We start from the raw sequence: 21,526 nt of genomic DNA on the forward strand, positions 1-21,526 counted from the left end.
CCGGACAGCACCACGGCGGCAGGGCCGTTGACGGCGGCGACGGAGACCCGGTCGGGGCGGGGGGGGGGCGCGGGCCCCCCCCCCCCCCCCGGGGGGGCGCCCCCCCCCCCCCCCCCCCCCCCCCCCCCCGCCCCGCCCCCCCCGCCCCGCCCACCTGGTCGGCAACTCCCTCGGCGGGGCGGTCGCGATGCGGCTGGCCGTCGACGACCCGGCCCGCGCGGCCAGCCTGGTCCTGGTCAACAGCGCCGGATTCGGCGCGGAAGTGACGATCGCGCTGCGCCTGCTGGCACTGCGCCCGCTCGGCCGGCTGCTGCTGCGGCCGAGCCGGGCCGTGATCCGGCGCACCGAGCGGGCCCTGTTCCACGACCGGCGGCACGTCACGCAGGCGCGCCTCGCCGGGGCCCTCGCGGCGGCCCGCCGACCGCACGCCGCCCGGGTGATGCTGGACCTCGCCGGCAGCCTCGGCACGTTCCGCGGCGTCGCCCCCGGGTGGCGCGCCGAACTGCTCGACGCCGTGGCCCGGCTGGACCTGCCCATCCTGGTGGTCTGGGGCGACCACGACCTGATCCTGCCCGCCGCGCACCTCGCCGCCGCCCGCGCCCGGCTGCCCCTGGCCCGCGCCCACCTGTTCGCCGACACCGGCCACCTGCCGCAGGTCGAGCGGGCCGAGGAGTTCCACCGGCTGGTCACCGACTTCTGGGCCGACCACCCCGCGCACGGCTGAGGGCGGTCAGGGCGGGCTGCCGCCGCGCTTGTCCTCCTGGGCCAGCACCGCCTCCCGCACCTGCGGGTCCTCGCGCTCGGCCAGCTCCGCGGCGAGCCGCGGATCGCCGGCCAGCCGTCCCCGGTTGCGGTGCAGAAAGGCGTCGAACCCCCCGGTGTACGGGCAGGCCAGGTCGCCGAGCACGGCGTCCGGCCGGTACCGGCAGCCACCGCAGTAGTCGCTGAGCTCGTCGATGTACCGGCCGTCGACCGCGTACGGGCGGGTGTCCACCCGGCCCAGGTCGGCGTACCGGCTCATGCCGACCACCGTCGCGTTCATCACCCAGTCGGCGCCGTCGACGAAACACCCCTTGAACCAGTCCGCCAGCTCCGCCGGCCGCCAGCCGCGCTGCAACGCGTAGTTGCTGAGCACCAGCAGCCGCTGCGAGTGGTGCGCCCAGGCCCCGTCCCGCACCCCGGCCAGCACGTCGGCCAGGCAGCGGGCCTCGACGGCGTCGGCGTCCAGGTCAGCGAACCAGGCGGGCAGCGGCTCGGTCGCGGCCAGCCAGTTGCCGCCCCGGAACGCGGGCTCGAAGTACCAGTAGAGCTGCCAGAGGAACTCCCGCCAGCCGAGCAGCCCTCGGATGAACGGCTCCACCGCCGACAGCGACGCGGTCCCGTCGCGCCACGCGCCCTCGGCCGCCCGGATCGCCTCCGCCGGGTCGAGCAGCCCCAGGTTGAACGACGACGACAGCACGCTGTGCGCCAGCATCGGGTCGCCGACGCTCATCACCTTCTGGTAGCGGCCGTGGTCGGGCAGCCGGTGCCGGACGAAGTGCCGCAGCCGGGCGTCGGCCTCGGCGTACGTGGCGGGGTAGCGGCGCGGCCCGTCCCGGCCGACGAACCGCATCCCCTCCTTCTCCCACCGGTCCAGATCGTCGCGTACCTCCGCGTCGATCTCGTCCTCCCTGATCGGCGGGGGAGCGGGGGCGACGGCGCCGCCGGAGCGCCGGGGCCGGCGCGGCACCCGCCCCGGCGGGCCGTCCAGCACGCGGTGCTCACTGCGGGCCCAGCGGTAGAACTCGGCCACCCGCAACGGCCCCCGCCGGTACGCGTCCGCCCAGGCGGTGAAGTGTTCGCGGCTGATGAGGAAGCCCCGGGGCGGCAGGATCGTCAGCCCCGGCACGGAGCGGGCGAAGGCCAGACCCGCCCGCGACGGCGGGTGGCACACCTCGACGGGCCCGTCGACCCGGGCCAGGGCCTCCCGGAACGTCCCGGCCCGCACCAGCAGTGCCCGGTCGCCCAGCTCTGCGGCCCGGTGGCGCAACGCGGACAGGATCAGGTGGGCCTTCTGCCGGTGCAGGGGACGCCGCCGGAACAGCTCCCGGGCCTCCACGAGCAGCACCGGCTGTGCCCCGTCGTCGAGGAAGTGCGGCCCGAGTTGATCGGCGAGCAGCCATCGGCGCGAAGACATGCGTCGATTCTGCCCAGTGCGGCGGGGCGTCGCCCGCCGTGCCGGCGTGTCCCGGGAGTGGCGCACGCCACACAACACCCCCTTCCTCGCCAGGCGGCGAGCCGGGCCGCGGCGGCGCGACCCGGGCCGGTAGCCGGCGATGATGCCGCCAAGGGTCCACCCGCGCGCCCGGGCGCCCCTGGGCCTCGGCCCGGACGTGGCCCGGGCCACGTCCGGGCGGCCCGCGCTCCGGCCCGCAGGGGGTGCGACGCACCATAGATACATGACGCATCCCACCTCTGCGGCGCGCGCCGTCGCCCCCTCCGCCGCGGAGCGGGCGTACCGGCACCTGAAGCGGTCGATCCTCGAACAGGTCTACCCCGGCGGGCTGCTGATCAGCGAGGGGGAGATCGCCGAGGCGGTCGGGATGTCCCGCACCCCGGTCCGGGAGGCCCTGCTGCGGTTGGAGGCCGAGGGGCTGGTCACCCTCTACCCGAAGCGCGGCGCGCTGATCCGGCCCGTGTCCGCCCGGGAGATCGTCGACGTGATCGAGGCCCGCCGGCTGGTGGAGCTGCACGCCGCCGAGCGGGTCTGGCCCCGCCGCGCCACGCTGCGGGCCGACCTGACCCGCTGGCTGGACCGGATGCGCGAGGCCCACGCCGCCGGCGACGTCACCGCGCTGATGTCCGCCGACCGGGCCTTCCACGCCACCGTGGTCGAGGCTGCCGGCAACGAGATCCTCGCCGAGCTGTACCACCGGCTGCGCGACCGCCAGCTACGCATGGGCGAGGCCAGCTTCCGGCTCTCGCCCGGCTGGGCCGAGGTGGCGATCACCGAGCACGCCGCCCAGCTCGCCGCCCTCGACGGCGACGATCCGCAGGCCTGGCTGGACAGCGTCGCCGCGCACATCGACAACGCCGCGACAGTGCTGCGGACCCTGCGGTGAGCGTCGCCGCCACCGCCGCACCGACACCGACCGCCGCGCCCCGCCGCTCCGCCGCGCTGGTCTGGGCGGTGGCCCTCAGCGCGTACGTGGCGGCGGTGTTCCACCGCAGCTCCCTCGGCGTCACCGGGGTCGACGCCGCGCACCGCTTCGACATCAGCGCCTCCACCCTGGCCATCTTCACCGTCGCCCAGCTCGCCGTGTACGCCGCCATGCAGGTGCCGGTGGGGGTGCTGCTCGACCGGTTCGGCTCCCGTCGGCTACTGATCGCCGGCGGGGTGCTGATGGTCGCCGGCCAGCTCTGCTTCGCGGTGGCCACCGACGTCGGGCTCGCCGTCGCCGCCCGGGTGCTGGTCGGCCTCGGCGACGCGATGACCTTCATCAGCGTGCTGCGCATCGTCGCGTTCTGGTTCCCCGGCCGACGCAACCCGATGCTGGTGCAGCTCACCTGCACCTTCGGCCAGTTCGGCGCGGTCCTCGGCGCCGTGCCGCTGGTCGCCCTGCTGCACCGCGCCGGCTGGACCCCGGCGTTCCTCGCCGCCGCCGCGCTCGGCGCGACGGTGCTCACCATGGTCGTCGCGGCCGTCAGGGACAGCCCGCACCGCGAGCACACCGCCGCGCCCACCCCCGACCTGGCCACCGTACGCCGGGAACTGGCCGCCGCCTGGGCCCAGCCCGGCACCCGGCTGGGGTTGTGGACGCACTTCGTCACCCAGTTCTCCGGCTCGGTGTTCGCGCTGCTGTGGGGGTACCCGTTCCTCGTGCAGGGGCAGGGGATGTCGCCCACCGCCGCAGCCTCCCTGCTCACCCTGATGACCCTGGCCGGTCTGCTGACCGGGCCGCTGATCGCCCACCTGTGCGCCCGGCACCCGTTCCGCCGCTCGGTGCTGGTGTTCACCGTCACCGCGGCCACCGCCGCGATCTGGGCGGTGGTGCTGGCCTGGCCCGGCCGCGCCCCGGGCTGGCTGCTGGTCGCCCTGGTCGTGGTGCTGGCCGCCAACGGCCCCGGCTCGGCCATCGGCTTCGACTACGCCCGCACCTTCAACCCGGCCAGCAGGCTCGGCAGCGCCACCGGCATCGTGAACGTGGGCGGCTTCGCCGCCTCGATCGCCCTGGTGCTGGCCATCGGGGTCGTGTTGGATCTGGCCACCCCCGCAGGCCGTGCCGCGCCGGACCTGACCGCCTTCCGGTGGGCCTTCGCCGTGCAATACGTCCTGTGGGCGCTCGGCGCGGTCCAGGTGCTGCGCTACCGCAACGCCGCCCGCCGCCACCTCGCCGACCTCGCCCTCGACGTAGTCCCGGTCACGCAGCCCGCGCCGGCCCATCGACCCGCGTGATCACCCCCGCGGCCTCGGCCGTGGTAAGCGTCGGACGTTGCTGGGCTCGGCACGGTGATCGGCGGTAGTTTCGCCGGGGAGCGTGATCGACGTGGCGTATCCGCCCGGTGGCGCTCTCCGTCGTCGTCCCGCCCACCGCGGGCCGCCGGCATCGACAGCGGTGGAGCAGGAGGAGAACGTGAGCCAGGAAGTCCGGGGAGTCATTTCACGGCGCAAGGGCGCGCCGGTCGAGGTCACCACGATCGTGGTGCCCGACCCGGGGCCCGGCGAGGCGGTGGTCCGCGTCCAGGCCTGCGGGGTCTGCCACACCGACCTGCACTACCGCGAGGGCGGGATCAACGACGAGTACCCGTTCCTGCTCGGGCACGAGGCGGCCGGCATCGTCGAACAGGTGGGTGAGGGCGTCACCGACGTCGCGCCGGGCGACTTCGTGGTGCTCAACTGGCGGGCCGTCTGCGGGGTCTGCCGCGCCTGCCGGCGGGGCCGGCCGTGGTACTGCTTCGCCACCCACAACGCGGCCCGGAAGATGACCCTCACCGACGGCACCGAGCTGTCCCCGGCCCTGGGCATCGGGGCCTTCGCCGAGAAGACCCTCGTCCATGCCGGACAGTGCACCAAGGTCAACCCGGCGGCCCGGCCCGCCGTCGTCGGCCTGCTCGGCTGCGGAGTGATGGCCGGCCTCGGCGCGGCGATGAACACCGGCGGGGTCACCCGTGGTGACTCCGTGGCCGTCATCGGCTGCGGCGGGGTCGGTGACGCAGCCGTCGCCGGCGCGGCCCTGGCCGGGGCGACGACGATCATCGCCGTGGACACCGACTCCCGCAAGCTCGACTGGGCCCGGAAGTTCGGCGCCACCCACACGGTCAACGCCTCGGAGGACGACCCGGTCGAGGCGATCCGTGCCGCCACCGGCGGCTTCGGCGCCGACGTCGTCATCGACGCCGTCGGCCGGCCGGAGACCTGGAAGCAGGCGTTCCACGCCCGCGACCTCGCCGGGACGGTCGTGCTGGTCGGCGTGCCGACCCCCGAGATGACCGTCGACGTGCCGCTGCTGGACGTCTTCGGCCGCGGCGGCGCGCTCAAGTCGAGCTGGTACGGCGACTGCCTGCCCAGCCGCGACTTCCCCATGCTCACCGAGCTCTACCTGCAGGGCCGGCTCGACCTGGACGCGTTCGTCACCGAGGAGATCGCCCTGGACCAGGTCGAGGAGGCGTTCACCCGGATGCACCACGGCGACGTGCTGCGCTCGGTGGTGGTCTTCCCGTGACCGTCCGCGTCGACCACACCGTCACCTCCGGAACGTTCTCCCTCGACGGGCAGACCTTCGACGTCGACAACAACGTCTGGGTGGTCGGCGACGACAGCGAGTGCCTCGTCGTCGACGCCCCGCACGACGTCGACACGATCCTGCGCGCCGTCGGCCGGCGCCGGGTGGTGGCGATCGTGGCCACCCACGCCCACGACGACCACGTCCGGGTGGCCCCGGAGCTGTCCCGGGCCACCGGCGCGCCGGTGCTGCTGCACCCCGACGACCGGGTGCTGTGGGACCTGGTGCACCCGGACACGGCCCCCGACGGGGAGCTGCGCGACGGGGCCACGATCGAGGTGGCCGGCACCGGCCTGCGGGTGCTGCACACCCCCGGCCACAGCCCCGGCGCGTGCAGCCTGTACGCCCCGCAGCTCGGTGTGGTCTTCACCGGTGACACCCTGTTCGCCGGCGGACCGGGCGCCACCGGCCGCTCGTACAGCGACTTCGGCACCATCGTCGACTCGATCCGCACCCGGCTGCTCACCCTGCCGCCGGAGACGGTCGTGCACACCGGCCACGGCGACAGCACCACCGTCGGCGCCGAGGCCCCGCACCTCGACGAGTGGATCGCCCGGGGTCACTGACATCCGCCCGACACCCGCCCCGGCCGGCGTTCCGGCCGGGGCGGGCCGACATCTGCTCGTTCGGTTCGGGGGGCCGCGCGCCCGGTGACCGCCCGTGTCCGGGTTGACCGATCCTGGGCGTGACCGGGGTCGCAGCCCGGGCCGGTGCCCCACATATCCGGAATGACGGACACGCGGGGCTGGTTGTGTCCCCCGTACCGTCCGCCGGTAGACCCCTACGGCGAGCGGTCCCCCCGAGGGGCGCTCAACCCGGAGCGCGTCGCAACGATCGAAAGGGCAACCATCGTGAAGGTTGACTTCACTCGATGGCTCCCGGCCATCGCGAAGACCACCGACCGGATCCCGACCATCGCGAGGACCCCGAACCGCAGGATCGTCCTGAGCGTCGCCGGCGTCGCCGTCCTCGGCGGCCTGGCGTTCGGCCCCATGGCCGTCGCCGCGCCGGTCACCAGCGGCCCGCACGCCGGTGCGGTGGCCGCGATCGACCTGGCGACCGGCAAGAACCGCGAGGGCGCCACCGTCGAATCCGCGCTGACGACCGGCGAGAGCATCAGCAGCACGACGCCGGCCGAGAAGCCGGACCGGGACGAACTGATCCCGCACGGCCTTGAGGGCGCCCAGTCGCGTATCCCCCTCGACGACGCGCAGCTCGAGAACGCCAAGGCGATCATCAAGGCAGCCAAGGAGACCGGCGTCGGCGAGCGGGGCGCGGTGATCGGTGTGGCCACCTCCCTGCAGGAGTCGAAGCTGTACAACCTGGGCCACCTGGGGGCGTACAACGACCACGACTCGCAGGGCCTGTTCCAGCAGCGCCCCTCGTCGGGTTGGGGCTCGCCCGACGAGATCACCGACCCGGAGTACGCCTCCGAGGCGTTCTTCGACGCCCTGAAGAACGTGGGCGGTTGGAACGAGCTGCCACTGACCGCCGCCGCGCAGACGGTGCAGGTGTCGGCGTACCCGTACGCGTACGCACAGTGGGAGGAGCAGGCTGCGGACGTCGTGCAGCAGCTCTGGTGACGCAGTCCTGACCCGGCCCCGGCCGGCCCTTCACGGGGCCGGCCGGGGCCTTGTCGTGGTCGACACCGGGTCGTCGCGGATGCGCTGCCCCCGCCCGATGCCCGCCCCTCTGGGGTCGGTCGGGTCGGACGTCCGGTTCGGTGCGCCGGGGCTAGACCGCGAAGCGGCCGCGGCGGACGTGCCAGTGGCGGCCGGCCCTGAGGTGGTCGACGATCGCCCGCTGGAGCACGGTGTGGCGCGGCAGCTGGTCGAGCGGCGTGGTCAGGGTGCGGAACACGAACCGCAGCACCTCGACGTCGGCGTTCAGCCCTTCCGGCTCCTCGTGGGGCTCCAGCTCGAACCTCCGCTGGAACCGGACGATGTTGGAGTCCTCGGGCAGGTACTCCAGCAGTTGCGGGTCGAGCAGCCACGAGCCGCAGGAGAACGCCGTGTAGCGCTCGTCGGGGAAGTGGCGCGGGAAGAACGCGCGGGCCTCGTCGAGCGACGCCGCGACCGCTTCCGGGGTCATCGGTCCCGACTCGGGGATGTGCAGGTCGATGGCGGTGCCGCCGCGCTGGTGCTGCAACCGGCCCAGCTCGTAGATGCCGCCGCGCGCGTGCAGCGTCAGCCAGCTCTGCATGACCGGCCAGCCCTCGCGGTGCATCCGCCGGTCGATCGCGAGGTTGCGGCCCAGGTCCGCGAGGGTCGCCCACGACACGGCATCGGCGATGCCGTGGTCGCGGTGGTATCCGGTGACGACGTCGACCAGGGCCAGGTACGCGTACACGTAGAGATGCCGCCAGGCGGGGCCCCGTTCGCGCGGCAGCGCCGGACCGGGCGACAGCCAGCCGTGGCCCCCGAGATCGGCGCGGACCAGGGCGGTCGAGCGGTCGAGCAGCCAGCGCAGCTCCGGAGTCCAGAGTGCAGAGTGGGGGTCGGGCCAGCCCGCCATGATCTCGGCGGCGTCGTCCGGCCGGACTGCGAGCCGGTCGAGGATCGCGGGCGCGTCGGCCTTGGCCGGCAGCGGAGCCGACGGCCGGTCGCCGGCGAGCCGGTGCATGCGGTCGACGTCCTCGACGGGTACCCCGAGCCGGGCGGCGGTGTCGTCCAGATCCACGCGGACGACCCTACCGGCCGGTCGGCGTCTTCCCCGGCCCGTACCGCTCGGGCGAATCCCGCCACGGCGACCCGGTCCGCCAACGCCGGGGGCGGGGGGCAAGCCGGCGACCGCCAAGAACCTGCCCGAGGATCTGCCCGGTGACGGCGATGCGAACGCGAACAAGTTCTCCTTGTCGGGTTCACTGGACCGATGGACGAGTCGATCTGGAATTCGGTGCAGGCGTCGCGGGGCTGGTTGGACGCCGCCAACGGCACCGGGGACGCGGAGCTGACCTGCCGGATCCTCAAGCTGACCGAGGAGGCCGGAGAAGTCGCCGGGGCGTGGATCGGGGCGCTGGGCCAGAACCCGCGCAAGGGGGTGACGCACAGCCGCGAGGACGTCGCGGCCGAACTGGCCGACGTGGCGTTCACCGCCCTGGTGGCGATCGAGAGCCTTGGCCTCGACCCGCGGGCCCTGCTGCACGCCTGCGCCGCCAAGGTCCGCGCCCGCACGGGCACCGGGTGAGCGCGTCCGGGCGCGGCGCGCGGTGGCGTCCACCCGATCGCCGGCGAGCGGTCAGCACGTGAGGTGGATTACCCCGGACGGCTGGAACAGCCCGTGGGGTGGGTAGGTTGTAGCAAGTGTCGGTGTGCTCAGTGTCCCCGGGCCTCACCTGAATTGCCTTCGCGGAATACCGTCCGGCTGGAGCCGCGTCGTGCCACGCGCCGAGAGGCGACCTGCACACCGACACCGAACCGCCCCCGGCCCGACGGCCGGGGGCGGTTTCGTGCCCCAGGCCCAGCGGCGACCCGTAACGGGGGTGGGCCCTGCTGGCGGGAAGCCCGGCCCGGCGGGCCGTCCTCGCCCCGGTCGAACCGCCCGGACCGGTGACCCGGGGTTCCGCACGGCGGAAAAGATCCGGGCCGGGGACACGACCCGGGCCGGCCTGGCCTATGTTCAGGAGGTCAGCGTCCGTCGAACGGGGGAGGGGGTGCTTCGGGATGGGTCTGCGGACCTTCATCCAGGGCTGGCCGGTCTACCGGCAGCTCACCGGCACCGACCCGCTCGGCCGGGGCGCGGCGGCCCAGTCGGCCCGCTCGGCGACGCTGACCGCGCGCACCGAGACCGCCGACAGCGTGGCCCGGTCGGTCTGCCCGTACTGCGCGGTCGGCTGCGGCCAGCGGGTCTTCGTCACCGACGGGCGGGTAACCCAGATCGAGGGGGACCCGGACAGCCCGATCTCCCGTGGCCGGCTCTGCCCGAAGGGCTCGGCCAGCAAGTCGCTGGTCACCAGCCCGCTGCGGCAGACCACTGTCCGTTACCGCCGGCCGTACGCGACCGAGTGGGAGGACCTGGACCTCGAGACCGCCGTCGACATGATCTCCGACCGGATCCTCGCCGCCCGTGAGGAGACCTGGGAGGACGTCGACGACGCCGGTCGGCCGCTGAACCGCACGCTGGGCATTGCCAGCCTGGGCGGGGCGACGCTGGACAACGAGGAGAACTACCTCATCAAGAAGCTGTTCACGGCGATGGGGGCGCTCCAGATCGAGAACCAGGCCCGCATTTGACACTCCGCCACCGTCCCCGGTCTGGGGACCAGCTTCGGTCGCGGCGGCGCGACGGACTTCCAGCAGGACCTGGTCAACGCTGACGTCATCGTCATCCAGGGTTCCAACATGGCGGAGGCCCACCCGGTGGGCTTCCAGTGGGTGATGGAGGCCAAGAAGCGCGGCGCCAAGGTCTTCCACGTCGACCCCCGGTTCACCCGGACCAGCGCGGTCGCCGACACCTACCTGCCGATCCGGGCGGGCACCGACATCGCGCTGCTCGGCGGCGTGGTGCGGTACATCCTGGAGAACGAGCTGGACTTCCGGGAGTACGTGCTGGCGTACACCAACGCGGCGGCGATCGTCAGCGAGCAGTTCCTCGACACCGAGGACCTGGACGGCCTCTTCTCCGGCTACAACACCGAGACCAACTCGTACGACCAGGCGAGCTGGCAGTACGAGGGCCACGAGCGCAACTCCGGGGGAGAGGACACCGGGAAGGAACGGGACAGCGCGGCCGGCCTGGAGCACGAGTCGCACGGCGTGCCCACGTCGGGGCAGACCCGGCGGGACGAGACGTTGCAGCACCCGCGCTGCGTCTACCAGATCCTGCGGCGGCACTTCTCCCGGTACACCCCGGAGATGGTCGAGCGGGTCTGCGGGGTCCCGCAGGAGAGGTTCCTAGAGCTGGCCCGCGCCTGGACGGAGAACTCCGGCCGGGAGCGCACCGGCGCGCTGGTCTACTCGGTGGGCTGGACGCAGCACAGCGTCGGCGTGCAGTACATCCGCACCGGCGCGATCATCCAGACCCTGCTGGGCAACATGGGCCGGCCGGGCGGCGGCATCCTGGCACTGCGCGGGCACGCCAGCATCCAGGGCTCGACCGACATCCCGACCCTGTTCAACCTGCTGCCCGGCTACCTGCCGATGCCGCACCACGCCGACCACGAGACCTTCGACGACTGGGTGGGCAGCATCAGCCACCCCGGTCAGAAGGGTTTCTGGGGCAACTCCCGGGCGTTCGCGACGAGCCTGCTCAAGGCGTACTGGGGCGACGCGGCGACGCCGGACAACGACTTCTGCTACGGGTACATGCCCCGGATGACCGGCGACCATGGCACGTACCAGCAGGTGCTCAACATGATCGACGGGAAGATCAAGGGATATTTCCTGCTCGGCCAGAACCCGGCCGTCGGCTCCGCGCACGGTAAGGCCCAGCGGCTCGGCATGGCCAACCTCGACTGGCTGGTCGTGCGGGACCTGTTCCTGATCGAGAGCGCCACGTTCTGGAAGAACAGCCCCGAGGTGGCCACCGGCGAGATCGTGCCGCAGGAGTGCCGCACGGAGGTGTTCTTCCTGCCCGCGGCGTCGCACGTGGAGAAGGACGGCACCTTCACCCAGACCCAGCGGCTGCTCCAGTGGCGGGAGAAGGCCGTCGACCCGCCGGGCGACGCCCGCTCCGAACTGTGGTTCTTCTACCACCTGGGCCGCAAGCTGCGGGAGAAGTTGGCCGGCTCCCCCCACCGGCGCGACCGGGCGCTGCTCGACCTGGCCTGGGACTACCCGACCCATGGTGACCTGGCCGAGCCCAGCGCCGAGGCGGTGCTGCGCGAGATCAACGGCTACGACACGGCCTCCGGCCGGCCGCTGTCCGCGTTCACCGAGGCGCGCGACGACGGCTCCACCGCCATCGGCTGCTGGATCTACACCGGCGTGTACGCCGACGGCGTCAACCAGGCAGCCCGGCGCAAGTCCCGGCACGAGCAGGACTGGGTGGCCGCCGAGTGGGGCTGGGCGTGGCCGGCGAACCGTCGCACCCTGTACAACCGCGCCTCCGCCGACCCGCAGGGCCGGCCGTGGAGCGAACGCAAGCGCTACGTCTGGTGGGACCCGGAGAAGGCGGAGTGGACCGGCTACGACGTGCCGGACTTCGAGAAGAACAAGCCGCCGACGTACCGTCCGCCGGAGGGCACCGCCGGGCCGGACGGGATCGCCGGCGACGACCCGTTCATCATGCAGAGCGACGGCAAGGCCTGGCTGTACGCGCCTCGCGGGGTGCTCGACGGCCCGCTGCCGACGCACTACGAGCCGGCCGAGTCCCCGATGCGCAACCCGATGTACGGCCAGCAGGCCAACCCGGCCCGCAAGGTCTACGAGCACCCGGTGAACCCGATGAACCCGAGCCCGCCGGAGGCGCACAGCGACGTCTTCCCGTACGTGTTCACGGTCAGCCGGCTCACCGAGCACCACACGGCCGGCGGGATGAGCCGCACCGTGCGGCCCCTGGCGGAGTTGCAGCCGGAGATGTTCGTGGAGGTGTCCCCGGAGTTGGCCGCCGAGGTCGGGCTGGCCCACCTGGGCTGGGCGCACATGGTCAGCGGCCGGGCGGTGATCGAGGCGAAGGTGCTGGTCACCGACCGGCTCACCCCGCTGCGGGTGGACGGGCGGATCATCCACCAGCTCTGGCTGCCGTACCACTTCGGCACCGAGGGGCTGGTCACCGGGGACTCGGCCAACGACCTGTTCGGCATCACCCTGGACCCGAACGTGCTGATCCAGGAGAGCAAGGTCGGCACCTGCGACGTGCGGCCCGGCCGGCGGCCCACCGGGCCGGTCCTGCTCGACCTGGTCGCCGACTACCGGCGGCGGGCCGGGATGACCGTGGACCGGAGGGTCCCGCTGGTCACCACCGACGCGGTGGGCGACGGCAACGCGGCCGGCAACCCGGACGGGCGCTCACCGGAGGCGTCGGCGGGCGAGAAGAGGGACGAGGATGCCTGACGCCAACAGCTTCTACGGGCCGCTGGACCCGGCCCCGGACGCCGGCTGGACCGACGCCCGCCCCCGGATGGGCTTCTTCACCGACACCAGCGTCTGCATCGGCTGCAAGGCGTGCGAGGTGGCCTGCAAGGAGTGGAACGACGTGCCGGGTTCCGGATTGGACCTGCTCGGCATGTCGTACGACAACACCGGCGCGTTGACCGCGAACTCGTGGCGGCACGTGGCGTTCGTCGAGCAGCCCAGCCCGGCCGGGCACCGCACCCCGCCGTTCGCCGGCTATCCCACCGCCGGGTCGGTCAGCGCCGCGTCGGCGGCGGTGGCCGCCGGGACAGCCGACGACACCGGCACGGAACCCGGGCTGCCGCCGGGCGATCCGGTCGCCGCCGCCCGGATGGCCGCCGGGCCCGAGTTCCTCGGCATGCCCGGCGCCCAGCCGCCCGGCCGGGCCACCGGCGTGGCCGAACGCACCGACTTCCGCTGGCTGATGATGTCGGACGTGTGCAAGCACTGCACCCACGCCGCCTGCCTGGACGTCTGCCCCACCGGCTCGCTGTTCCGCACCGAGTTCGGCACCGTCGTGGTGCAGGAGGACATCTGCAACGGCTGCGGCTACTGCATCTCCGCCTGCCCGTACGGGGTGATCGACCAGCGCAAGGGCGACGGCCGGGCGTGGAAGTGCACCCTGTGCTACGACCGGCTCGGCGCCGGCAACACCCCGGCGTGCGCGCAGGCCTGCCCCACCGAGTCCATCGTGTACGGCCCGCTGGACGAGTTGCGGGAGCGGGCCGCCCAGCGGGTGGCCACCCTGCACGAGCGGGGGGTGCCGGAGGCCCAGCTCTACGGCCACGACCCCAACGACGGCGTCGGCGGTGACGGCGCTTTCTTCCTGCTCCTCGACGCCCCCGAGGTGTACGGGCTGCCCCCGGATCCGGTGGTCACCACCCGGGACCTGCCCCGGATGTGGAAGCGCGCCGGGCTGGCCGCCCTGGTCATGACGGCGGCTGCCGTCGCTGCGTTCGTCGGAGGTTCCTCGTGAGCCCGCACCGCCCCCCGGTGGGTGACCGGTTCCGCCGCTTCCTGGGTCGCCTCGACGCCACCGGCCGGCCCGGCGGGGTCCCCACCGCCCTCACCCCCGACCAGCCCCGCTCGGCTTCCTCCGGGGAGCGGCGGCGGCGCGGCGGCGGGCGGGGCGGCGGCGGGGAACAGCTCAACGTCCCACCGGCCGAGTTCACCTCCTACTACGGCCGGCCGGTGCTCAAGCCGCCGGTGTGGAAGTGGGACATCGCGGCGTACCTGTTCACCGGCGGGCTGGCCGCGGGCTCGTCGCTGCTGGCCGCCGGCGGCCAGCTCACCGGCCGGCCGGCGCTGCGCCGGGCCGGCCGGCTCACCTCGCTGGCCGCGGTGAGCGCCAGCGCGTACTTCCTCGTCAACGATTTGGGCCGGCCGGCCCGGTTCCACCACATGCTGCGGGTGGCGAAGGTGACCTCTCCGATGTCGGTGGGCACCTGGATCCTCACGGTGTTCGGCCCCGCAGCCGGGGTCGCCGCCGTCGCCGAGGCCGCGCCGTGGCTGCCCGAGCGGGGCGTGCTCGGGCTGGGCCGCAGGCTGCTGCCCCCGGTCGGGCAGGCCGCCGGGCTGGTGGCCGCCGCGACCGCGCCGGCCCTGGCCACGTACACCGGGGTGCTGCTGGCCGGCACGGCCGTGCCGTCGTGGCACGAGGCGTACCCGGAACTGCCGGTGATCTTCGCGGGTAGCGCCCTGGCCAGCGGCGCCGGCGTGGGCCTGCTGGCCGCGCCCGGCGATCAGGCCGGCCCGGCCCGGCGGATGGCGGTGGCCGGCGCGGCCCTGGAGCTGTGGGGCTCGCACCGGGTGGAGCACCGGCTCGGTCTGCTCAGCGAGCCCTACCGCACCGGCACGTCCGGGCGGCTGCTGCGCGCCGGCCGGGCGTTGACCGCCGCCGGGGTGGCCGGGGCGCTCGTCGGCCGGCGCAGCCGTGTGCTGTCCGGGCTTTCCGGCGTCGCCCTGCTCGCCGCGTCGGTGGCCACCCGGTTCGGGATCTTCCACGGTGGCGTCGCCTCCGCCCGCGACCCGAAGTACACGGTCGTCCCGCAGCGCGAACGGATCCGCCGCCGCGAGGCGGAGCGCCCCGCCGTCGAGGGCTGAGGCCCTCTCCCGGCGGACGCTGAGGCCCTTCCCGCGCGGCCGGGCGGGCATTGTGATCGAATAGCCGGTGGAGGCGTTCAGGCGGCTGGTGCCCCTCCCGGTCTTCAAAACCGGTGTGGTCCGGTACCCGGGCCAGGCGGGTTCGATTCCCGTCCGTCTCCGCCAGGCAGCCCTAGGAGAGGACGCGATGCGCGACGCCGATCCACGGCGGCGGGTGCCGCGCACAGATCTCCTGCTGGCCGACCCGCGGCTGGCCGCCGCCGCCACCACGCTCGGCCGCGGCCGGGTGAAGGCGGCGATCGTCGCCGCCCAGGACCGCGCCCGCCGCGGCGAGATCACCCCCGAGCGGGTACGCGACGCCGTGCTCGACGCCCTGCCCGCGCCCGCCCCTCGGGCGGTGCTCAACGCCACCGGCGTCGTGCTGCACACCAACCTCGGCCGGGCGGCGCTCTGCGCCGCCGCCGTGGATGCCCTCGTGGCCGCCGCCGGGCACACCGACGTGGAGCTGGACCTGACCACCGGCCGGCGGGCCCGGCGCGGCAGGGGCGCCCTCGACGCGCTCGCCGCCGCCGTGCCCGACGCGGGTGCCGTGCACGTGGTCAACAACGGCGCCGCCGCCCTCGTTCTCGCCGCCACGGCCCTCGCCGCCGGCCGGGAGATCGTGGTCAGCCGGGGCGAGCTGGTGGAGATCGGTGACGGTTTCCGCCTGCCGGAACTGCTGGCCAGCACCGGCGCCCGGCTGCGCGAGGTGGGCACCACCAACCGCACCAGCCTGGCCGACTACGCCGCCGCGATCGGCCCCGACACCGCATTCGTGCTGAAGGTCCACCCGTCGAACTTCGTGGTCACCGGGTTCACGAGTGCCGTCGGCGTCGACCGGCTGGCCACCCTCGGCGTGCCGGTGGTCGCCGACATCGGCTCCGGGCTGCTCGCCGCAGACCCGCTGCTGCCCGCCGAGCCGGACGCGGCCAGCACCCTGCGGGCCGGCGCCCACCTGGTCACCGCCAGCGGCGACAAGCTGCTCGGCGGCCCCCAGGCCGGGCTGCTGCTCGGCGACGCCGACCTGGTCGAGCGGCTGCGCCGGCACCCGCTCGCCCGTGCCCTGCGGGTCGACAAGCTGACCCTGGCTGCCCTCGCGGCCACCCTGCACACCCCGGACACTCCCACCCTGGCCGCACTGCACGCCGACCCGGCGGCCCTGCGGCAGCGCACCGAGGGGCTGCGTGACCGGCTGGCCGCCGACGGCTGCAAGGCCGAGGTGGTGCCCGCCGTCGCCGTGGTCGGCGGGGGCGGCGCGCCGGGCGTCGAGCTGGACTCGTGGGCCCTGGCCCTGCCCGAGCGGTACGCGGGGCCGCTGCGCGCCGGCACGCCGGCGGTGCTTGGCCGGGTGGCTCAGGGGCGGCTGCTGCTGGATCTGCGCTGCGTCCCCGCCTCCGCCGACGACGCGCTGCGCGTGGCGGTCCTGACCGTGCCCGTGGACGCCTGACGTGTGGGTGGTGGCCACCGCCGGGCACGTCGACCACGGCAAGTCGACCCTGGTCCGGGCGCTGACCGGGATGGAGCCCGACCGGTGGGCAGAGGAGCGGCGCCGGGGCATGACCATCGACCTCGGCTTCGCCTGGACCACGCTGCCCTCCGGCGGCACCGTGGCGTTCGTCGACGTCCCCGGCCACGAGCGGTTCGTGCCGAACATGCTCGCCGGCGTCGGCCCCGCCCCGGCCGCCCTGCTGGTCGTCGCCGCCGACGAGGGGTGGATGCCCCAGTCGGCCGAGCACCTGGCGGCGCTGCACGCGCTCGGGGTGGCGTACGGGCTGCTGGTGGTGACCCGCGCGGACCTGGCCGATCCGGGGCCGGCGCTGGCGCACGCCCGCGCGGAGATCGCCGCCACCTCCCTGGGAGCCGTGGACGCCGTGGCGGTCAGCGCGGTCACGGGGGCCGGCCTGCCCGAGTTGCGGGACGCCCTGGACCGGCTCGTGGCGCGGCTGCCCGACCCGGCGGCCGGGGCCCCGGTGCGGCTGTGGGTGGACCGGTCCTTCACCGTCCGGGGCAGCGGCACGGTCGTGACCGGCACCCTCGGCGGCGGCCGGCTGTCCGTCGGTGACCACCTCGAACTGGCCGACACCGGCGAGCCGGTGCGGGTTCGTGGCCTGCACTGCCTCGGCGCACCCCACGCCCGGGTCGACGCGGTGGCCCGGGTGGCGGTGAACCTGCGCAACGTGCCCCGCGAGCGGCTGGGGCGCGGCGACGCCCTGCTCACCCCGGGTCGGTTCCGCCGCACCGACCTGCTCGACGTGCGGGTCGCCGGGGACCCGGCCGCCGACCTGCCGGCCACCCTCACCCTGCACGTCGGCGCCGCAGCCGTCACCGCCCGGGTCCGCCCGCTCGGCCCGGACACCGCCCGGCTGCGGCTGGTCCGCCCGCTGCCGCTGCTCGTCGGCGACCGGGCGCTGCTGCGCGACCCCGGCCGCCACCACGTCGCCGGTGGGGTGACCGTCCTCGACGTGGCCCCGCCCCCGCTGACCCGGCGGGGGGCCGCCGCCGCCCGTGCCCGGGTGCTCGCCGGCCTCGACGGGCGGCCGGACCTGGCCGGGGAGTTGCGTCGCCGGCTCCTGGTTCGCCGGGGCGAGCTGACCCGGATGGGGGTGCCGGTCACCACCGCCGCACCGGTCGCCGGGGACTGGTTGGCCGACCCCGGCCACTGGCGGGCCCTCGCCGCCCGGCTGGCCGACGAGACCGCCCGGTACGTCGCCGCCCACCCGCTGGAGCCGGGCGTCCCGGTCGACGTGCTGCGTCAGCGCCTCGACCTGCCCGACCGGGCTCTGGTGGAGGCGCTGGTCCGCCCGCCGTTGCGGGTGCGCGCCGGCCGGGTCGGCGAGGACGCCGGGGACGCGCTGCCGGAGCCGGTGGCCCGGGCCGTGGCCCGGGTCCGCGCGGAGTACGGCGACCGCCCGTTCCAGGCCCCCGAGGCGGACCGCCTCGCCGGTCTGGGCCTCGGGCCCCGGGAGATCGGAGCGGCCGTGCGCGCGGGAGAGCTGCTGCGGCTCGCGGAGAACGTGGTGCTGCTGCCCGGCGCGGTCGACGACGCGGCCCGGGTCCTCGCCCGGCTGCCGCAGCCGTTCACCCTCAGCGCCGCCCGACAGGCCCTGGACACGACCCGCCGGGTCGCTGTGCCGCTGCTGGAGCTGCTGGACCGGCGGGGCGTCACCCGGCGCCTGCCCGACGACGCCCGCACAGTCGTCGCCCCGCCCGGCGTGGCCGCTTCATGATCGGCTGACCGTCACGGGGGCCTCCTCCGTCCCCGGCGAACGATCATGGGTGGAGGGGTTCCGCCGCGACGCGGCCCCGGTCGGGCCGGGCGTGGCCTAGCGTGGCGGCATGGACCCTTCGGCGGTCTGGCGGGACAAGAGCCACCGGTGGCGGATCGAGGCGTACCGGGCACCGGACCTGCGCTTCGCCGTCTTCGCCACCAACGGCCCCACCGAGTCGGCCCCGTTGTGGCTGTTCGGGATGGCCGCCCTGGCCCGCTGGTTGATGACCCATGCCATCTCGTTGGACGACCTGGAGACCGACTGAGCCGGCCCCCCGTCCGGGGGAACCGTCCCCGGTTCCGGAGTGTCGGCCGGTGTCGTCTCCGTACCGTGCGGGGTGTGAAGGACCGAGGAATGCGGACGGTCGTGACGGTGCTCGCCGGCCTCGCGGTCATCTACTTCGGCAGCAAGGGTCGCAGCCCCGACGAGGGCGGCGGGGTCTCCGGCGGGGTGGTGGTGCTCGCGGTGCTGGCCGCCGCCCTGGCCTGGCACCTGACCAAGCCGGGCGACAACGCGACCAAGTGACCGCCGGTCCACCCAGGGGCGCCGGTGGCGGGTGCGGGCGTGCACCGAACCGGGGGCGTCAGCGGGCGACGGCGGTGCGGTTGACCTCGCCGGCGGACTCCTCGCCGAGGGCGACCCGGACCAGCGCCGAGGCGAACCGGCCGAAGTCGCCGCCGCCGACCAGCCCGGCCAGCCCGTCCGGGTTCGCCGGCAGGCCGAGGCGCTTCGCCCCGGCCAGCGTCCGCCGGTCGGCGTACGGGCGAACGTCGGGCCACACCTGCTGCGCCTCGCGCAGGAAGATGTCCGCGCCGGTGGGGCCGATGCCGGGAAACTCGGTGAGCAGCCGGCGCAGCGCGGGCGGGTTCCCGCCGGCCTCCCGGTGCAGCCGGCGCAGGTCGCCGTGCCACCGGTCCAGGCACAGCCGCGCGCCGGCGCCGAGCATCGTGGCGGTCCGCTCGTCGTAGCGGCGGTAGTGCCCCCGGCCCAACGCGTCGACCCGCTCCTGCCAGCCGGACGCCTCCATCGCCTGCGGGGTACGGTAGCCGGCGGCGAACAGCTCCCGCGCGGCGGCCACCGCGACCGACGCCCGGATCCGGGTGCTCAGCAGCGTGGTCAGCACCAGCAGCTGGTACAGCGGCCCGGGCCGGTCGGCGAGCCGGATGCCGGCCTCCTCCGCGTATGTGCGGCCCTGCCGGTCCAGCAGGGCCCGTGCCGTCCTCCGCGCATCTGCCACACCCCGGGGATACCCCGATCGCCGCCGCCCACCCGCCCCACCCGGTGGGGCGGCATGGGGGCAACGGCGGCGGGTAAGCCGGTCGTGGCGTGGCCCACGCCGCGCCGTCCAACCCGGAAGGGAGACTCCCGTGACGAACCCTCAGCAGCCGGAGTTGCGCCGCAACGCGCGCAGCGACGCGGTGCAGGACGCCAAGGGGCCCGGCGTGGCCGGTCACCCCGGCCACCGTGGCCCGTCCCAGGGCGACCGGGGCCGTACGGTGCCGCGCGGCCAGGTGTCGCCGTACGGCCCGGCCGGCGGCCAGGTGGCCGACGACGAGAGCGCCGAACACGGCTAGCACCCTCGGGAAAATGTCGGCCGCAGCCGGTTCCAGGTGGCTGCGGCCGCCATCCCGTACGCCAGGTGCGGCACGAGGTCCGACAGCCAGTCGGTGCGGCTCCACCGGCGCGGATCAGTCACCCCCAGCGCGGTCATCGAGCCGTCCGACGTCGCCATCACGCTCCCGCCGAGCAGGGCCACGGCGACCGGCCCCGCGGTGCGCCGCCCCGCGAGCAGGGCGAAGGCGGCACCGGCGGCGATGCCCATCCCGTACCCGAGCAGGGGCCCGAGGCCCGAGCGGCGGTTGGCCGCCCGGTCCTCGGGCCCAAGGTCGATGTGGGCGATTCCCGCCACCCGTCCGGCGGTCTCCTCGGGTGTGCTGCTCGCCGGTCGGGCGCGCAGCACCATGTCGAGGTAGCTGACCATGTTGAGCGCGGCGCTGCCCACCGCTCCGGCGATGGCCCCGTCGACCAGTTTGGCGCCGTTCACTTCGGGTCGCCCGGTTCGCGCTCACCCTTAGGGCCGTACGTCCGCTCGCCCCGCACGACGCCGCGCTGTCCCCGGTCCTCCTGCAGGATCCGGTTGGCGACCTGGTTGGCCTCCTGGTCGGCCGCCCGGCCGGAGTTCTCGATCAGATCGCGCAGCCGCGCCCGTTCCTTGTCGTACGCGTTGCTGCCCGGCCGTGGTCCTGGCATAGCCGCCTCCTGACGTCGCGGTGACCGTTGGTCACGCCGTCTACCCGCCTGCGCCGGGGCCAACCGTCGCCCATGCCGGGGGCCGGCGGCCTTCTGGGCGGGTCTCACACCGGGGCGCGGACCACGGCGACCGGGCAGTCCGCGCGGTGCAGCACGGCGTGACTGACCGAGCCGAGCAGGAGACCGGTGAACGCGCCGCGCCCCCGGCAGCCGACCACCAGCAGCTGCGCCGCGTGGGACGCCTCGGCCAGCGCGGCGGCGGCCCCGCCCCGGGTCAGCACCCGCTCGACCTGCACCGCCGGCCGGCGTTCGCCGAGGCCGGCCAGCGACGCCGCCAGCACCCGCTCCTCCTCGCCGCGCAGCTGCCCCTCGTCGTACACCAGGGGCTGCATGTCACCGGGCCCGGCGGAGGCCGGGTGCCGGTAGGCGTGCACCGCGCGTAGCGCGACGCCGCGGGTCGTCGCCTCGTCGGCGGCGAACTCGGCGGCGGCGCGGGCTTCCGCGGAGCCGTCCACGCCGACCACGACCGGACCGTCGGCCCGGTCGGCGCCGCGGGCCACCAACACCGGGCAATCGGCGTATGTCGCGACCTGGATCGCCACGGAGCCGACCGCCAGCGCGGCGAAGCCACCCAGCCCCCGGTCGCCGAGGACGATCAGCGCGGCGGTGGGCGACTCGCCGACCAGCACGGCGGACGCCTCCCCGTCGATGACCTCTCCGGTGACCCGCACCCCCGGTGCTGCCGACTCGGCGTGCGCCACCGCCTGCGCGACGAGGCGTTCGGCCTGTTCGCGCAGCCCGGCGCCGGGCGGTGCGTCGGGCACCGGGCCCAGCGGCACCCGCAGCAGCGGCCAGACGAAGCCGTGCACCACCCGCAGGGCCCGGCCCCGGCGCGCGGCCTCCCCGGCGGCGAGGCGGACGGCCCGCTGGGCCGGTTCGGAGCCGTCCACACCGACCACCACCGCCGCGCCGCTGGCCGCGTTCACCGCCGTACCTCCTCCGCCGTGGTTTCGCGGTCAGTATCCCGGCCGGACGGGTGTCGGCGAGGCGA

At 75.1% G+C, this 21,526-nt stretch carries 20 protein-coding genes, 1 tRNA gene and 1 pseudogene; 16 read left to right on the plus strand and 6 right to left on the minus strand.

Features of this window, described 5'->3' with window-relative positions:
• Nucleotides 1–148 precede the first annotated feature (148 nt).
• Nucleotides 149–724, plus strand: a pseudogene (locus ACFYZF_RS23165) (alpha/beta fold hydrolase); the annotation flags it as partial.
• 6 nt (nucleotides 725–730) lie between these two features.
• On the opposite strand, the gene ACFYZF_RS23170 reads toward ACFYZF_RS23165, so the two are convergent.
• The gene (locus ACFYZF_RS23170) at nucleotides 731–2,176 is read right to left on the minus strand and encodes a cryptochrome/photolyase family protein (protein WP_387023992.1); all 1,446 of its coding nucleotides are present in this window, start codon (nucleotides 2,174–2,176) and stop codon (nucleotides 731–733) included.
• 262 nt (nucleotides 2,177–2,438) lie between these two features.
• Here ACFYZF_RS23170 and ACFYZF_RS23175 point away from each other — a divergent pair, with 262 nt between their 5' ends.
• The 5 genes from ACFYZF_RS23175 to ACFYZF_RS23195 all read left to right on the plus strand — a co-directional run bounded on the left by ACFYZF_RS23175 (nucleotide 2,439) and on the right by ACFYZF_RS23195 (nucleotide 7,345).
• Nucleotides 2,439–3,101 carry a GntR family transcriptional regulator gene (locus ACFYZF_RS23175; RefSeq protein WP_387023993.1) on the plus strand — a complete coding sequence of 221 codons (663 nt, stop codon included), beginning with the start codon at nucleotides 2,439–2,441 and terminating at the stop codon, nucleotides 3,099–3,101.
• Nucleotides 3,098–4,435 carry a nitrate/nitrite transporter gene (locus tag ACFYZF_RS23180; protein ID WP_387023995.1) on the plus strand — a complete coding sequence of 446 codons (1,338 nt, stop codon included), beginning with the start codon at nucleotides 3,098–3,100 and terminating at the stop codon, nucleotides 4,433–4,435. Before ACFYZF_RS23175 ends, ACFYZF_RS23180 begins: the two co-directional genes overlap by 4 nt.
• Nucleotides 4,436–4,613: 178 nt before the next feature.
• Nucleotides 4,614–5,702, plus strand: a complete 1,089-nt coding sequence (locus tag ACFYZF_RS23185; protein ID WP_387023997.1) for an S-(hydroxymethyl)mycothiol dehydrogenase — start codon at nucleotides 4,614–4,616, stop codon at nucleotides 5,700–5,702.
• Nucleotides 5,699–6,328: an MBL fold metallo-hydrolase gene (locus ACFYZF_RS23190; RefSeq protein ID WP_387023999.1), complete on the plus strand. Its 630-nt coding sequence runs from the start codon at nucleotides 5,699–5,701 to the stop codon at nucleotides 6,326–6,328. Before ACFYZF_RS23185 ends, ACFYZF_RS23190 begins: the two co-directional genes overlap by 4 nt.
• Before the next feature lie 285 nt (nucleotides 6,329–6,613).
• Nucleotides 6,614–7,345 (plus strand): hypothetical protein, encoded by a 732-nt coding sequence (locus ACFYZF_RS23195; protein ID WP_387024001.1) that lies wholly within the window; start codon nucleotides 6,614–6,616, stop codon nucleotides 7,343–7,345.
• Between the two features lie 151 nt (nucleotides 7,346–7,496).
• Here the strand turns inward: ACFYZF_RS23195 and ACFYZF_RS23200 are convergent, their stop codons facing one another.
• The gene (locus ACFYZF_RS23200; protein ID WP_387024003.1) at nucleotides 7,497–8,441 is read right to left on the minus strand and encodes an acyltransferase domain-containing protein; all 945 of its coding nucleotides are present in this window, start codon (nucleotides 8,439–8,441) and stop codon (nucleotides 7,497–7,499) included.
• Between the two features lie 192 nt (nucleotides 8,442–8,633).
• Here ACFYZF_RS23200 and ACFYZF_RS23205 point away from each other — a divergent pair, with 192 nt between their 5' ends.
• From ACFYZF_RS23205 to ACFYZF_RS23245, 9 genes are all read left to right on the plus strand, one after another.
• Nucleotides 8,634–8,948, plus strand: a complete 315-nt coding sequence (locus tag ACFYZF_RS23205; protein WP_387024005.1) for a MazG-like family protein — start codon at nucleotides 8,634–8,636, stop codon at nucleotides 8,946–8,948.
• A 476-nt stretch (nucleotides 8,949–9,424) separates the two neighbouring features.
• Nucleotides 9,425–12,754: a formate dehydrogenase gene (gene fdh, locus ACFYZF_RS23210; protein ID WP_387024007.1), complete on the plus strand. Its 3,330-nt coding sequence runs from the start codon at nucleotides 9,425–9,427 to the stop codon at nucleotides 12,752–12,754.
• A complete protein-coding gene (locus ACFYZF_RS23215) occupies nucleotides 12,747–13,790 on the plus strand; it encodes a 4Fe-4S dicluster domain-containing protein (protein ID WP_387024009.1) in 1,044 nt (347 codons plus the stop codon). Before fdh ends, ACFYZF_RS23215 begins: the two co-directional genes overlap by 8 nt.
• Complete coding sequence (nrfD, locus tag ACFYZF_RS23220; RefSeq protein ID WP_387024010.1) at nucleotides 13,787–14,917, plus strand: NrfD/PsrC family molybdoenzyme membrane anchor subunit; 1,131 nt, start codon at nucleotides 13,787–13,789, stop codon at nucleotides 14,915–14,917. Before ACFYZF_RS23215 ends, nrfD begins: the two co-directional genes overlap by 4 nt.
• A gap of 69 nt (nucleotides 14,918–14,986) precedes the next feature.
• Nucleotides 14,987–15,082 (plus strand) — tRNA-Sec (locus tag ACFYZF_RS23225).
• A 22-nt stretch (nucleotides 15,083–15,104) separates the two neighbouring features.
• Nucleotides 15,105–16,403: an L-seryl-tRNA(Sec) selenium transferase gene (gene selA, locus ACFYZF_RS23230; RefSeq protein WP_387024012.1), complete on the plus strand. Its 1,299-nt coding sequence runs from the start codon at nucleotides 15,105–15,107 to the stop codon at nucleotides 16,401–16,403.
• Nucleotide 16,404: 1 nt separating this feature from the next.
• Nucleotides 16,405–18,183: a selenocysteine-specific translation elongation factor gene (gene selB, locus ACFYZF_RS23235; RefSeq protein ID WP_387024014.1), complete on the plus strand. Its 1,779-nt coding sequence runs from the start codon at nucleotides 16,405–16,407 to the stop codon at nucleotides 18,181–18,183.
• Between the two features lie 109 nt (nucleotides 18,184–18,292).
• A complete protein-coding gene (locus ACFYZF_RS23240) occupies nucleotides 18,293–18,490 on the plus strand; it encodes a hypothetical protein (RefSeq protein ID WP_007071112.1) in 198 nt (65 codons plus the stop codon).
• Between the two features lie 74 nt (nucleotides 18,491–18,564).
• Nucleotides 18,565–18,750 carry a hypothetical protein gene (locus ACFYZF_RS23245; protein ID WP_387024262.1) on the plus strand — a complete coding sequence of 62 codons (186 nt, stop codon included), beginning with the start codon at nucleotides 18,565–18,567 and terminating at the stop codon, nucleotides 18,748–18,750.
• A gap of 58 nt (nucleotides 18,751–18,808) precedes the next feature.
• Here the strand turns inward: ACFYZF_RS23245 and ACFYZF_RS23250 are convergent, their stop codons facing one another.
• Nucleotides 18,809–19,462, minus strand: coding sequence for a hypothetical protein (locus ACFYZF_RS23250; protein ID WP_387024016.1), 654 nt, complete (start codon nucleotides 19,460–19,462; stop codon nucleotides 18,809–18,811).
• Between the two features lie 130 nt (nucleotides 19,463–19,592).
• Here ACFYZF_RS23250 and ACFYZF_RS23255 point away from each other — a divergent pair, with 130 nt between their 5' ends.
• A complete protein-coding gene (locus tag ACFYZF_RS23255) occupies nucleotides 19,593–19,799 on the plus strand; it encodes a hypothetical protein (protein ID WP_387024018.1) in 207 nt (68 codons plus the stop codon).
• Here the strand turns inward: ACFYZF_RS23255 and ACFYZF_RS23260 are convergent.
• From ACFYZF_RS23260 to ACFYZF_RS23270, 3 genes are all read right to left on the minus strand, one after another.
• On the minus strand, nucleotides 19,796–20,269 hold the full coding sequence (locus tag ACFYZF_RS23260) for a hypothetical protein (RefSeq protein ID WP_387024020.1): 474 nt from the start codon (nucleotides 20,267–20,269) through the stop codon (nucleotides 19,796–19,798). The genes ACFYZF_RS23255 and ACFYZF_RS23260 overlap by 4 nt on opposite strands.
• The gene (locus ACFYZF_RS23265; protein ID WP_091609202.1) at nucleotides 20,266–20,475 is read right to left on the minus strand and encodes a phosphatidylethanolamine-binding protein; all 210 of its coding nucleotides are present in this window, start codon (nucleotides 20,473–20,475) and stop codon (nucleotides 20,266–20,268) included. The genes ACFYZF_RS23260 and ACFYZF_RS23265 overlap by 4 nt, the downstream gene beginning before the upstream one ends.
• 104 nt (nucleotides 20,476–20,579) lie before the next feature.
• Nucleotides 20,580–21,461, minus strand: a complete 882-nt coding sequence (locus ACFYZF_RS23270; RefSeq protein WP_387024023.1) for a universal stress protein — start codon at nucleotides 21,459–21,461, stop codon at nucleotides 20,580–20,582.
• Nucleotides 21,462–21,526 lie beyond the last annotated feature (65 nt).

The organism is Micromonospora sp. NPDC001898 (assembly GCF_042891255.1).
Lineage (GTDB): Bacteria > Actinomycetota > Actinomycetes > Mycobacteriales > Micromonosporaceae > Micromonospora.